The organism is Photorhabdus temperata, from assembly GCF_025384845.1.
Lineage (GTDB): Bacteria > Pseudomonadota > Gammaproteobacteria > Enterobacterales > Enterobacteriaceae > Photorhabdus > Photorhabdus temperata.
In genome coordinates this window covers 58,364-70,817 of record NZ_JAJAFX010000006.1, presented here as the reverse complement: position 1 = coordinate 70,817, position 12,454 = coordinate 58,364, and the positions used below count along the sequence as shown (strand labels likewise).

Genomic DNA, 12,454 nt, shown 5'->3' with positions numbered 1-12,454 from the left:
TAAGTTGCTCCGGTTTAGATAACTGGGGCAACTTATGTTCATCAGTGGATGGTTAGCTGCTGCACACTTCGCAATTGGGATCTTTCAGTAATTTAATATCACGGAATTGCATCGTCATGGCATCAAACAGCAAAACCTTTCCGCTGCTTACCTTGCCATATCCAGTGAGTAATTTGATGGTTTCCATGGCTTGCAATGTCCCGATGGTACCGACCAGTGGTGCCATCACGCCCGCTTCTACACAAGTCAGGTTATTTTCACCAAACAGTCTGCTCAAGCAGTGGTAGCAGGAGGAATCCGGCTGATAAGTAAATACGGTTAATTGTCCTTCCATACGAATAGCTGCGCCGGAAACCAGTGGAGTTTTCCTGACCAGGCATAGGCGATTCAACTGTTCGCGGATCGTCACATTATCAGTGCAATCCAGTACAGCATCATTTTCGCTAATAAGTTCATCCAGCGCCTGATCTTCCAGCAATGCATCGACGGTGTTGATGGTGGCATGCGGGTTTATTGCTTGAAGCGTTATTTTGGCCGAGTGTACCTTAGCCATCCCGATGCGTTCATCTCGATGCAGGATCTGCCGTTGCAGATTCGAGAGAGAAACGGTATCAAAATCCAACAGTGTTATCGTTCCCACGCCTGCTGCTGTCAGATACTGGGATGCAGCACAACCTAAGCCACCCGTACCCACTATCAGGATCTTTGAGGATTTCAGTTTTTCCTGGCCGTCAAAATCAAACCCACGCAGGACAATCTGACGGTTATAGCGCAGGGTTTCTGCGTCTGTCAGTTCAATGGTCATTATTCGTTTTTCAATAGATGATTGAACAATTCGATCTTAACAATTTCGCCAGCTTCTACCCGGCCACGTTCGCGCTCCAGAACGATAAAGCAGTTACCCAGGCTGAATGAACTGAATATATGAGAACCTTGATGTCCTGTCGTGCGGACTTCCAGCTCACCTTGTTTATTTACAGAGACAATACCGCGTTGAAAATCTGTTCTTCCCGGTGTTTTTTTCAATGGCGTAGTCACCTTGGCATGGAGGCGCATGGGTGGTTGCCATGCTGTAAAACCGGACAGACGGGCGATTAGAGGTTGCACCAGTTGATAGAAGGTCAGGACAGCTGAAACTGGATTACCAGGCAAACCACAGAACCAGGCGTTTTTCAATTTGCCAAAAGCAAAAGGTTTACCCGGTTTAATTGCCAGTTTCCAGAAACGGATTTCTCCCAGTTCATCCAACATCTGCTTGGTGTAGTCTGCTTCACCCACAGAGACGCCGCCACTGCTGATAACTAAATCCGCTTTTTGATCCGCTTCTTCGAAAGCCTTGCGCAAGGCTTTGGGATTATCGGCAATAACGCCTAAATCAATAACGTCGCAGTCCAGTTTTTCCAACATCAGGCGAACAGCAAAGCGGTTGGTATCATAAATCTGGCCTTCTTTAAGTGGCTGGCCGATGGCTTGCAGTTCATCACCGGTGGAGAAAATGGCAACTTTTAATTTGCGAACCACTTCGATTTCAGCGATTCCCAGAGAGGCAATCAGTGGTAATTGAGCGGTGGATAATTTACTGCCTGCCGGCAATACTACCGTCCCTTTGGCGATATCTTCGCCCGCCAGACGGATATTCTGGCCCCGTTTGGCTGGTTGAGAGAAAACAACGCCATCATCAGTAACTTCTGTGTGCTCTTGCATAATGACAGTATCAGCACCTGCGGGAACAGGAGCGCCGGTCATAATCCGGATGCAGGTTGTCGCAGGCCATTCTCCCTGAAAAGGCGCGCCAGCCAGTGCTTTTCCTGCCAGAGGAAGAGGGATGTTTCCATTCAAATCGGCATAGCGAACGGCATAACCATCCATTGCTGAGTTAGCAAAAGGCGGGACATTGATAGGAGAAAGAATATCTGCCGCGGTAATCCGCCCTGATGATGGGATGAGATTGACGGTTTCTGTGTCAGTCAGTGGTGCAACTTGCGTCAGGAGTTTTTCCAGTGCTTGTTCTAAAGAGATCAATCCAGAGGTGTGACAGTGATCCATAATGGTGCTCCCAGATAGCATTTTATAATAGCACCATTATGGCAGAGATCATCATATGCGTTAGTGATATTAAACTTTAATAATTGCCAACATGTCTTCACTGTCTTCATCCGTGCCGACTTCAACGAAACCAAAGCTGGCATAAAAGTTTTGCGCGACAGAATTATTCGGGTTGTAACAGATTTCGATCTCTTCCAATTTATCTGTTCGCCTAATTTCATCAAGGGCCAACAGCATTGCTTTGCGCCCAATACCCTTGTTTTGATAGTGCTGATCCACCATAAATCGCCAAATCGATATTCTCCGCTCCGTCTCAGGCACCCACATAAAAAATCCGACAGGTTTGCCGTCTAAGCAAATAGTGCGTGTTTGGTATGAGGGATTGAATTTTGATTCAACGAGTGACCACGTATTGTCTGCAACATATTCATACTGGTGCTTGGCTACACTTAGATCACAGACAGCTTCGTAGTTGTCTTTATCCACATCAGTAAGGGTTATACACATGTAATATCCTTTGAGAATTAGCTCATTTTGGCAAAGATGAGCATGTGAATTATCTGACGTTCACTTAGAGTAAATAGCTGGTCGCTGTAGTAAGTCAGATCGAATCTGAAGTCAACCAGCTAGCAATATTTACGATGTTATCAGGTAAATTTTATAAAGTTTGACCGCTGTCAATCTTGATGATCTGCCCTGTCATTGCTTCTGCTTTTAGTAACATCAAGGTTATTTCTGCAACATCTTCTGGTGTTGAGATGCGTTCTAAAGGCAAATGTGTACAGAGGGTTCGCATTTTCTCCTCCAGTCCTTTCCACCACCTGGTTTCGACCGCGCCTGGTGCCACGCAGTTAACTCTTATTGATGGCGCCAACGCACGTGCCAATGATCTTGTGAGCCCGTGAATGGCTGATTTGGAAACCGCATAGGGAATGGAAGAACCATGACCGGTTTCACCAGAGATACTACCGACATTCACGATAGCACTACCCGCTCTTTTCCTAAGATAAGGTGCTGCATACCGGCAACAATGAAATGTGCCTTTCACGTTAACGTCAAGAATGGTATCCCAAATACTGTCGGATATAGATTCGAGATCATCAAATTGAAGTTGCTTTGTTGTCCCTGCATTATTAATCAGGTAGTCGATACCGTTAAATTTTTCGGCAACAGTGTTGATCATTGCCTGCACAGCGGATTCATCGGCAATATCGGCTTTTATTGCTATGGCTTGCCCTCCGTCCCGGATAATAGATTCTGTTGTTTCCTGAGCTTCAAGTTCACTTTGTGAATAGATAACTGCCACGGCAGCACCTTGTTTCGCTAGCATGATACTGATTGCCCGTCCTATACCGGTTCCACCTCCGGTAACAATTGCTGTTTTGCCTTGGAATTCTTTATACATAAAAAGCTCCTTATTAATAATATTGGTACACACAACATGACAAAGCATACATTTCTGGCAGCGGCTTGACAGTATCATTATTGCACTATTGAGTGCAGGATCAGTTTATGTTGCGCTGTAACAGTCTGATTTAACCTTGGTCAAAGGTGAACGAATAGAACGGAGCATGAGATTTCAAATACTTTGTCGTCCCAGATACCGTAACTTAAGGCTTACTGAATACTTTATTAAGGGGAAGAAATACTTTACGTCTTTATGTAAATTTTATTAATAAGAAGAGTGTATTGCATTTGATTTTTGTTATAGCTTGTGAAAAACAAATTAAAAAATGATGTTTTCATGACGATGAACAATTCAACTTCTCCCCAGCCGAATTACAGCTATCAGGCTTTTCATATCGCAATGAGTGGTTTTTTGGCACTGGTTGTTGCTATGGGAATTGGACGTTTTACCTTCACTCCTCAAGTTCCCTTAATGATCGCAGAATCCCAGATTAGTCTGACTGGCGCAGGTATCGTCGCAGCTTTTAATTATCTGGGATATCTGGCGGGTTCCTATGATGCGATGCGGGCGCGCCGTTTTATTGAATATCGGCTCTGGGCAGGATTATGGGGAGTGGTCATTATCACGTTGCTCTCTGCACTGCTGGATGGGCCGATATTACACAGTGTCGCCCGTTTTTTTATTGGTTGGGCAAGTGGCTTGACATTAGTGCTGGTGGCGGCATGGGTAAATGAGCAGTTAGCCAGCTTGAACCGCCCTGCGTTGGGTGTTGCCATATTTGCGGGACCTGGAGTCGGGATATTCTTTACTGGTATTCTTGCTGTCGGGATTCAGGCATGGCAACTGAGTGCTGCCGAAGCATGGATGTTGTATGGCATTGTGGCGCTGATTTTTAGTCTCTATATTAGTCAGCATTTGCCCCGTAGCGGTAAACTGCACCGTTCACAGACTGAGGTGAAGAAGCTGATTTGGACACCCGCAATTAAGCGGTTGGTATGGAGCTACAGTTTGGCGGGGTTTGGTTATATTTTGCCTGCCACTTTTCTTTCGCAAATGGCAAGTGATCGTTTTCCTGGCAGCTTGTTTGCTCAGTTTGTCTGGCCGATATTTGGTGGCGCCGCAGTCATCGGCATCGGTTTCGCTATTCTGACCCGTCATATGCTGACAACCCAAATCCGGCTGGCAATCACTTTATGGATCCAGGCCGTGGGGATTCTTATCGCTGAGATTGTGCCGGGAATAAGTGGCTTGGCCTTAAGCGCTTTGCTGATTGGTGGTGGTTTTATGTGCGCGGTGCAAATGGCGTTTCAGTATGGGCGTGAACTGGCACCAGAACATAGCCGTTATATGGCCGGGTTGCTGACTACAGGCTATGCTATTGGGCAGCTTGTTGGGCCGGTGCTGTCAGCGGTTTCCACTGCGATAACCGGGAAACTGGAACCTGCGTTGTATGTGGCATTGATCACTTTGGTGATTGCTGGGTTGCTGGTTTGTAACAGGAGTAAACCAGTTGGTGAAGCTCGTATGTGATGCCATAAAACGCACATGCAAATATCAGTTTATCCCACATCCAAGCGAACTGAATTGTTGGCTCAGACGCTTGGTTGTGCTATACCAATCATGGCCGCGATGTTAACGTGGCGCGAAATATCAGATTGCCTTAGTTATAGTACTAATGACTCGAACATCAATTTCACTACCCGCCAGATAATGGAAAGTAATACCTTTGGAGAAAACAATGTCATCCCTAAGTAAAGAAGCTGAGCTTGTGCATTCGGCGCTGGAAGCTCGTGGTCTTGAAACTCCTCTTCGTGGTCAGGCGTTGATGCCGGAAGTGCGCAAAGTGCGGATTGAGGAGCATATGACGGAAATTATGAAACTGTTGAATCTTGATCTAAGTGATGACAGTTTGGCGGAAACCCCCAGCCGTATTGCAAAAATGTATGTTGATGAAATTTTTTCAGGGCTGGACTACAGTAATTTCCCGAAAATCACATTGATAGAAAATAAAATGAAAGTGGATGAAATGGTGACGGTGCGTGATATCACGTTAACCAGTACCTGTGAACATCATTTTGTGACTATTGATGGTAAGGCGACTGTTTCCTATATCCCGAAAGATAAAGTGATTGGGTTATCTAAAATTAACCGCATTGTGCAGTTTTTTTCGCAGCGCCCACAGGTACAGGAGCGTCTGACCCAACAGATCTTGATTGCATTACAGACACTTCTTGGCACCAATAATGTTGCCGTATCTATTGATGCGGTCCATTATTGTGTGAAAGCCCGGGGCATCCGTGATGCAACCAGTACCACGACAACGACATCCTTGGGGGGATTGTTTAAATCCAGTCAAAATACCCGTCAGGAGTTTTTACGCACAACACGCCATTTGTAATTTTTGCATCGGGATAATAAGAATGACCCGCCAGAGAATTGGTTCACTGGACAGTATTCGTGGTCTGGCGATTCTGGGGATATTGCTGCTCAATATCTCCGGTTTTGCTTTGCCATCCGCGGCTTATTTGAACCCGGCATATAATGGTTCTGCTTCTGCAACTGATTTGATTATCTGGTCTGTGCTCAGTATCTTTGCTCAGGGAAAATTCCTGTGTATTTTTGCCTTCTTATTTGGTGCAACACTGGAGTTACTACTGCCAAGGGGCAAAGTCTGGAACTACCCACGATTAATCATACTTGCCCTGATTGGCGGGATACATGGCATCTTGTTCTGGGATGGTGATATTTTACTCTCTTACAGTTTGGCCGGTTTTTTTAGTTTTCATCTGATTAGTCAAAATAGCACCAGTAGCCGGTTATTTATGCAAGGCGCTATTTTTTATCTGATTGGATTAGTGCTGTTATTTATTCTTGGTTTTTTTTCCAGAGGTGAATCTAACGATGCCTGGCGACCGACCGAATTCCACATGTTATACGAAATATTCTGGAAAACGGGTGGTGGATGGCTGGCAATAGAAGAACGTTTTAATCAGGTTATGTTGATGATGGTCATGCTGTTTGTTCAGTATGGCTGGCAACTGATCGGCATTATGTTATGTGGTGCCGGATTGGTGCGTAATGGCTGGCTGAAAGGTGAATTTCCGGTGAGCCATTATCGAAATGTGGCGCTATTACTGATACCTCTCAGTGTTGCTGTCCAGATATTCTCTGTGGCGCTCCAATATGCGCATGACTGGGATTACTTTTGGTCAGGTATTGTTGGCTATATCCTTTCTGAATTGGTAATTCCATTTCAGGCGCTGGGTTATATGGCTTTGATTTATGGTTTCTGGCCGGTAATTGTATGTTGGCGAATTAATCGCTGGCTCAGGCAGGTTGGACGAATGGCGATGAGTAATTATTTACTGCAAACTTTAATCTGTACTGTGTTGTTTTATCACTTTGGATTATTTGGTCAATTCAGCCGTCTGGAGTTACTGGCATTTATTCCATTTATTTGGACCGTAAATATTCTTTTTTCATGCTGGTGGTTACGCTGTCACCAGCAAGGGCCATTAGAATGGCTGTGGCGAAATGTTACGGCGGCATTGGCACGCTCCTCTTAGGCTGGGTTTTGTCCATTTCCTGCAATTCTTCCGGGGTTACCGCCGGATAATCGGTTATACCTTCTGGTATTTTATGCGGAGCAGGAATTGGGATCAAAGGACCCAGGAAACGCGGTTCGCGTTTCAAAATATAGAGATCAGTCAAGGCGCCAAGGCGGGCAATTATTTCACGTAACCGGACGGTAATCATATTTTTAGGTGTGGAAACTGCATAGCACTGAGCGTCAATTCCCATATGTATAGCGATAAACAGCGCCCGTTCGCAATGGAATCGTTGAGTGATAATCGTAAAATCATTGGTGTCAAAAACTTTACGGGTTCTGACTATCGAATCAAGCGTTCTGAAACCAGCAAAATCCAGCACGATGTTTGTGGCAGGAATACCTGCTTTTACTAAATCCCTGCGCATGGTGACAGGTTCGTTATAACTTTGCTGGGCATTGTCGCCACTCAGTAATAGATATTTGATTTTATCGCTGTTATAAGCATTAACTGCACCCTGAATGCGGTACATATAATACTGATTGGGTGCGCCAGAATGGTAGTATTTAGACGTACCAAGCACCATACCCACTTCACGTTCAGGAAGTTTTTTGAGGTCATTAAAAATATAAGGGGCCGTTTTCCAGCTAATCCAGCGATCAAGTGCAATAGCTGTGAGCGTCAGCATCCCTGCGATGAATAACAGACCAATTATCAGGAGCTTCCACATGCTTTTGCCTTTAATATGTATCAATGACTAATATTGACTAAAGGCTACTTTACCTGAAATTCCGAAGCAAGTTTTCTCTATAAGAAAAAAGCCTGACAGTGGTTTTTTGTTGTCTGCTTCTTGATATTTTGTCCCGCCGCAGTCGGCAGGCATCGTATCTGGGGTATCATATGGTGGCTTCACTTCTCATTTCCTGTTTTTAAGGCGTTGTAGACGCTGCGGATATACCGTAAAGCCCGATTCTTAATGTAAGGGTGCAGTCAAATGTTGAGATTGAAAAAATACTGGAAGATTAAGACATTAAAATAAAATTCGATAACAATATTCAGGTTAAGAATATGTATATTATTTTTATGAATTCTGGTATGTTATTTTTGATTTTCACACGGTTTACTTTATGCTCAATATTGATGTTAAATAATAATATATTGCCGAATCTGTTTCTGCGGTAGATATGCCCATTCTGATCTGCCAGGAATTTATGAGGGATTATGTTGTTTATTTATCATTATAATTATCATTGAATATTAAATTGATTGTTTTTAAGGTTATAGTAAATCTCATAAAATAAAATCATTGCAATCATAAGCTTTCACTATTATTAAATGTGGAATTAGTAAAATAACTTAAATATATATCTATATCTATTTTGGTGATTAATATCGTGTTGATTAAAAGTGCTTTTACTGGATAGAATATTGGAATTAACATTTTCTGGTGTATTTTTATGTAGGAGAATTTTCCAAAATCATGTTAAGTATAACAAGGTGACTTTTATGAAAAATGAAGTGATTTTATCTAATTCTTTGCAAGAAAGTGATCTCGATAAGTTATTTAATGATGAAGTGTTAGCAGTTCATGTGAAAAAATATGTAGATAGTCATATTTCAAATAAACTTTCTGATTTTTTCCTCTCTCATGAAAATCTGGAACATTATCTTCATGATTTAAAAAAAGGAGATAAAATTGTTTTAGTCGATTATGGTGTTGATAGAGTTGGTGTGCCTTATAATTCGACTTTTGGAAAACCTAAAGATAGTGATAGCTATAAAAGATATTTTGAGAATGCATTACCCGCAATAAGAAACGTCAGAAATTTCTGTGCTCCAATGCTGGCGCCTTTCGATAAATTTCGTTTAGAACTGGATGAAGTATGGTCTGCGGGTGCCAGTATTGCAAATTTTGAAGGTAAAAAGATGCATGCGGGGATTGCCAGGGTCATGAGAAGACCAGAACTCTCTATCATGTCTGAAATACAACCTCATTTTGATGGCCTTCAACAACAATCTGTCAATTTGCTCGGGCAATTTTCTGTAAACATATATATAAAAGTACCTGTAAGTGGAGGGGAATTAGAGTTGTGGGATGTTCCCGCTATTCCTATTACCGAGTTGATTGAAGATAGTTCAGAACATGATTGGCGGGGTTCTCTTCCTCCATCTATTTGTATTAAGCCAGAATTGGGAGATTTAATAATAATAAACACCAGGAAACCCCATGCAATTCGTAGCTTTTCTGAGGGAAGCAGAATATCATTGCAAAGTTTCATCGGCTTATCACCAAATAAACATCTAATGCTATGGAATTAATGATATTATTGATGTAATTAGCATGTTGGGAATGTTTTTTCTTTTAGGGATTGGGAGTATCATATCCCAATCCCATAAATATATAAGAGAAATGAAGAAAATAGAAGTGTCATGTTAAATTCGTAAAGCATATATATTTTTTTTGCTGTGAATGTGCAATTCAATAATACTATATCAGTTAAGTATAATTTAGTAAAAATTGCCATAGACCTTCGGCTAATGTGGGCGGAAATATGAGGAAAAAATCTTGCAGGATTTTCAGATAGTGAAATGCCGCAATGAATATGCGGCATAGAGGTTATAGTGGGTTTAAAGGCTGTGGTGCTCGTCGTTTCTGTCTTCTGGGTTTATGCCAGACTCGCCAGGGACGAGTAACAGCCGATAATGTGGGAAACGTTTTGCCCGATCCTGGCGGATAACCATCACAATGAAGTACGTTTATATACGCGATATTCCGGTTTCCAGAAGTTACGTTCAATCGCTTCATCCAACGCACCGTCTGACGTGACAGTTGCAACACCTTGTCTTTGCGCTTCTTTTGCAACTTGTTTCGCAATTTTGCGAGAAACTTCCTGAATATCATCAATAAGTGGCAGTAACGGGCCTGTACCCTGTTTAGCTAGTGGTGAACAATCAGCTAATGTCCGGCTTGCCGTCATCAACATGCCGTCAGTGACGAGTTTGGCCCCGGAGGCAATAACACCTAAGCCAATTCCAGGGAAAATATAGGAGTTGTTACATTGAGCGATTGGGTACTCTTGATCTTTGTATTTTACCGGATTGAATGGGCTACCTGTTGCAACCAGAGCAGCGCCATTAGTCCAGTTAATAATATCTTCAGGACGGGCTTCAACACGGGAAGTTGGGTTGGATAATGGCATAACGATTGGACGTTCACAGTGTTTATGCATCTCACGGATGATCTCTTCTGTAAACAGACCTGCTTGACCTGAAACGCCAATTAATACCGTAGGTTTAGCATTACGAACAACGTCAAGTAGAGAGATAGAATCGCTGTTCACATCCCATTCAGCCAAGGAGTCGCTTTTTTGCACCAGTTTATTCTGGAAATCCAATAAATTTGGCAGTTTATCTGTCAGTAAACCGAAACGATCAACCATGAAAATACGGGCGCGAGCTTGTTCTTCACTTAAACCTTCAGATTTCATTTGGGCGACAATCTGCTCTGCGATCCCGCAACCAGCGGAACCTGCCCCCAGGAAAGTGACAGTTTGATCTTTTAATTGACGACCGGCAGCGCGGCTGGCTGCAATCAGGCTACCGAGTGTAACAGCGGCGGTTCCCTGAATGTCATCATTAAAGCAACAAATCTCATGGCGATAGCGGTCAAGCAGGGGCATGGCATTTTTTTGCGCGAAATCTTCAAACTGTAGCAGTACATTTGGCCAGCGGCGCTTAACAGCCTGAATAAATTCATCAACAAATTCATCATATTCTGCACCGGTAATACGCGGATGGCGCCAGCCCATATATAACGGGTCATTCAGGCGCTGGGGGTTGTTCGTTCCCACATCCAGGACTACCGGCAGTGTATAAGCCGGGCTGATACCTCCACAGGCGGTATACAGGGAAAGTTTACCAATAGGAATACCCATACCGCCGATACCTTGGTCACCCAGACCAAGAATACGTTCACCATCGGTGACAACGATAACTTTTACATTTTGTTTAGTCGCATTTTGCAGCATGTCATCAATATGCGTTTTATTTGGATATGAGATGAACAAGCCACGGGCGCGGCGGTAAATATCAGAAAAATGTTCACAAGCTTCACCAACCGTTGGGGTATAAATGATTGGCATCATTTCGCTCAAATGTGCATCCAGCAGGCGGTAGAACAGAGTTTCGTTAGTGTCTTGAATATTTCGCAGATAAATGTGTTTATCTGCATCATTTTTGAAATCAAGATACTGCCGATAGGCGCGTTCAGCTTGTTCTTCGATGGTTTCAACCGTTTCCGGCAATAAGCCATGGAGGTTAAAGTTGCCGCGTTCTGCTTCAGTAAAGGCACTGCCTTTATTTAGCAGGGGAAATTCCAACAGGATGGGGCCCGAATAGGGAATATATAATGGACGTTTACTTTCGTGTTCCAGTTCCATGAATCTTACTCTTTGAACTAAATGGATAACAAGGTCAGCTATAGATCCTAAGAGATAGGAAAAATATGTACAGCAAATGTTACTTAATTAGAGGTATTATGAGTAAAAATGAGAGATAACATCCAGATTTAGCTAATAAAATGTTACGTTAATTATTTTTTTAGGAGAAAATCCTCCATCCAGGTTATAGATATCTACATAATTTTCATAAAAAGGGGCGTTAATATTTCGTGTGCATTTGACTTCCTATCGCCGGGCGTGATGCCCGGCAAAGCCGTCGATACCAATTTCGTATACGCACGGTTGAGGATGCTAACCAGCAGGCTTTCCCGCTGCAAGGATGAAATTAATAGGTTTGTAATGATGGGTAGCGATCAGATTTCGCGCTTTCCAGCGATCATGTGCTGCCTGTAGGTTGATCCAGAAATCATCGTCAACTTCAAAAAGTGCTGCTAACATGCTCGCTTCTTCGACACTTAAGCGACGAGAATTATTGACAATTTGGCCGATAACTTTACGTGATACGCTCATAGCGTCAGCCAATTGCTGCTGAGTAATATTCATCGGCTTTAAAAATTCTTCGTTAAGCATCTCACCAACGGTAGTCGGTTCTGCCGTAATAGTATCCATAGTGTCCCCCATTAATATTTGTGCGGATCGAGATAAACATCATATGCGGCACCATCACGCCAGCGAAAAATGAGCCGCCACTGGATATTTACCCGTATACTTGACCAACCTTCCAAGTTACTGGCCAATCGCTCGTAATTATTACTGCGAGGTTGGAATAAAGACCTTTCTGTGCTGGCTGCCTCCAACATACTGAGTTTGCGTCGTAATTGCCCCTCAATACTGGTCGGGAATTCCCTACTTCTTTTGTTATAGAGGTAAAATCGACATAGTGAGCCATTTTCTCCATCCTTAAAACTTCCAATCATTGGCACACCTGTGACTGTATCCTTTGATAAGCATCACACTACACCAAAATGGAACATTATGAAACCATTTTGGAG

14 protein-coding genes are annotated in these 12,454 nt (G+C 43.1%); 5 read left to right on the top strand and 9 right to left on the bottom strand.

Annotated elements, in window-relative coordinates:
• Positions 1–52: 52 nt before the first annotated feature.
• From moeB to LGZ99_RS03615, 4 genes are all read right to left on the bottom strand, one after another.
• Entirely contained in the window at positions 53–805 is a 753-nt protein-coding gene (gene moeB, locus LGZ99_RS03630; protein ID WP_021325762.1) for a molybdopterin-synthase adenylyltransferase MoeB, read from the bottom strand.
• Entirely contained in the window at positions 805–2,046 is a 1,242-nt protein-coding gene (gene moeA / locus LGZ99_RS03625) for a molybdopterin molybdotransferase MoeA (RefSeq protein ID WP_036837427.1), read from the bottom strand. The genes moeB and moeA overlap by 1 nt, the downstream gene beginning before the upstream one ends.
• Positions 2,047–2,115: 69 nt before the next feature.
• Positions 2,116–2,553 (bottom strand): GNAT family N-acetyltransferase, encoded by a 438-nt coding sequence (locus LGZ99_RS03620; RefSeq protein WP_036837430.1) that lies wholly within the window; start codon positions 2,551–2,553, stop codon positions 2,116–2,118.
• A 151-nt stretch (positions 2,554–2,704) separates the two neighbouring features.
• Positions 2,705–3,451 (bottom strand): SDR family NAD(P)-dependent oxidoreductase, encoded by a 747-nt coding sequence (locus LGZ99_RS03615; RefSeq protein WP_023045688.1) that lies wholly within the window; start codon positions 3,449–3,451, stop codon positions 2,705–2,707.
• A gap of 339 nt (positions 3,452–3,790) precedes the next feature.
• Here LGZ99_RS03615 and LGZ99_RS03610 point away from each other — a divergent pair, with 339 nt between their 5' ends.
• The 3 genes from LGZ99_RS03610 (at position 3,791) to yeiB (ending at position 7,020) form a co-directional block, all read left to right on the top strand.
• Entirely contained in the window at positions 3,791–4,984 is a 1,194-nt protein-coding gene (locus LGZ99_RS03610) for a YbfB/YjiJ family MFS transporter (protein WP_390894001.1), read from the top strand.
• A gap of 208 nt (positions 4,985–5,192) precedes the next feature.
• Positions 5,193–5,852, top strand: a complete 660-nt coding sequence (folE, locus tag LGZ99_RS03605) for a GTP cyclohydrolase I FolE (protein WP_262978850.1) — start codon at positions 5,193–5,195, stop codon at positions 5,850–5,852.
• Positions 5,853–5,874: 22 nt separating this feature from the next.
• On the top strand, positions 5,875–7,020 hold the full coding sequence (gene yeiB / locus LGZ99_RS03600; protein WP_262978849.1) for a DUF418 domain-containing protein YeiB: 1,146 nt from the start codon (positions 5,875–5,877) through the stop codon (positions 7,018–7,020).
• Here yeiB and sanA read toward each other — a convergent pair.
• Both sanA and LGZ99_RS03590 read right to left on the bottom strand, forming a co-directional pair.
• Complete coding sequence (gene sanA, locus LGZ99_RS03595; protein WP_262978848.1) at positions 6,992–7,732, bottom strand: outer membrane permeability protein SanA; 741 nt, start codon at positions 7,730–7,732, stop codon at positions 6,992–6,994. The genes yeiB and sanA overlap by 29 nt on opposite strands.
• A 27-nt stretch (positions 7,733–7,759) precedes the next feature.
• Positions 7,760–7,915, bottom strand: coding sequence for a hypothetical protein (locus LGZ99_RS03590; protein ID WP_023046118.1), 156 nt, complete (start codon positions 7,913–7,915; stop codon positions 7,760–7,762).
• A gap of 593 nt (positions 7,916–8,508) precedes the next feature.
• Between LGZ99_RS03590 and LGZ99_RS03585 the strand changes: the two genes are divergently transcribed.
• Together LGZ99_RS03585 and LGZ99_RS03580 are read left to right on the top strand one after the other, a co-directional pair.
• Positions 8,509–9,321, top strand: a complete 813-nt coding sequence (locus tag LGZ99_RS03585; protein ID WP_023046120.1) for a 2OG-Fe(II) oxygenase family protein — start codon at positions 8,509–8,511, stop codon at positions 9,319–9,321.
• 278 nt (positions 9,322–9,599) lie between these two features.
• Entirely contained in the window at positions 9,600–9,740 is a 141-nt protein-coding gene (locus LGZ99_RS03580) for a hypothetical protein (RefSeq protein ID WP_155806686.1), read from the top strand.
• Between the two features lie 3 nt (positions 9,741–9,743).
• Here the strand turns inward: LGZ99_RS03580 and LGZ99_RS03575 are convergent, their stop codons facing one another.
• The 3 genes from LGZ99_RS03575 to LGZ99_RS03565 form a co-directional block, all read right to left on the bottom strand.
• Positions 9,744–11,441, bottom strand: coding sequence for an NAD-dependent malic enzyme (locus LGZ99_RS03575; protein WP_036837436.1), 1,698 nt, complete (start codon positions 11,439–11,441; stop codon positions 9,744–9,746).
• 312 nt (positions 11,442–11,753) lie between these two features.
• Entirely contained in the window at positions 11,754–12,071 is a 318-nt protein-coding gene (locus LGZ99_RS03570) for a HigA family addiction module antitoxin (protein ID WP_036837438.1), read from the bottom strand.
• Positions 12,072–12,082: 11 nt separating this feature from the next.
• On the bottom strand, positions 12,083–12,379 hold the full coding sequence (locus LGZ99_RS03565; protein WP_036837440.1) for a type II toxin-antitoxin system RelE/ParE family toxin: 297 nt from the start codon (positions 12,377–12,379) through the stop codon (positions 12,083–12,085).
• Positions 12,380–12,454: the final 75 nt, after the last annotated feature.

Bases quoted from the DNA above. Each gene is read 5' to 3' on its own strand.
- moeB (WP_021325762.1), bottom strand. From the start codon at position 805: ATGACCATTGAACTGACAGACGCAGAAACCCTGCGCTATAACCGTCAG.
- moeA (WP_036837427.1), bottom strand. From the start codon at position 2,046: ATGGATCACTGTCACACCTCTGGATTGATCTCTTTAGAACAAGCACTG.
- LGZ99_RS03620 (WP_036837430.1), bottom strand. From the start codon at position 2,553: ATGTGTATAACCCTTACTGATGTGGATAAAGACAACTACGAAGCTGTC.
- LGZ99_RS03615 (WP_023045688.1), bottom strand. From the start codon at position 3,451: ATGTATAAAGAATTCCAAGGCAAAACAGCAATTGTTACCGGAGGTGGA.
- LGZ99_RS03610 (WP_390894001.1), top strand. From the start codon at position 3,791: ATGACGATGAACAATTCAACTTCTCCCCAGCCGAATTACAGCTATCAG.
- folE (WP_262978850.1), top strand. From the start codon at position 5,193: ATGTCATCCCTAAGTAAAGAAGCTGAGCTTGTGCATTCGGCGCTGGAA.
- yeiB (WP_262978849.1), top strand. From the start codon at position 5,875: ATGACCCGCCAGAGAATTGGTTCACTGGACAGTATTCGTGGTCTGGCG.
- sanA (WP_262978848.1), bottom strand. From the start codon at position 7,732: ATGTGGAAGCTCCTGATAATTGGTCTGTTATTCATCGCAGGGATGCTG.
- LGZ99_RS03585 (WP_023046120.1), top strand. From the start codon at position 8,509: ATGAAAAATGAAGTGATTTTATCTAATTCTTTGCAAGAAAGTGATCTC.
- LGZ99_RS03580 (WP_155806686.1), top strand. From the start codon at position 9,600: ATGAATATGCGGCATAGAGGTTATAGTGGGTTTAAAGGCTGTGGTGCT.
- LGZ99_RS03575 (WP_036837436.1), bottom strand. From the start codon at position 11,441: ATGGAACTGGAACACGAAAGTAAACGTCCATTATATATTCCCTATTCG.
- LGZ99_RS03570 (WP_036837438.1), bottom strand. From the start codon at position 12,071: ATGGATACTATTACGGCAGAACCGACTACCGTTGGTGAGATGCTTAAC.
- LGZ99_RS03565 (WP_036837440.1), bottom strand. From the start codon at position 12,379: ATGATTGGAAGTTTTAAGGATGGAGAAAATGGCTCACTATGTCGATTT.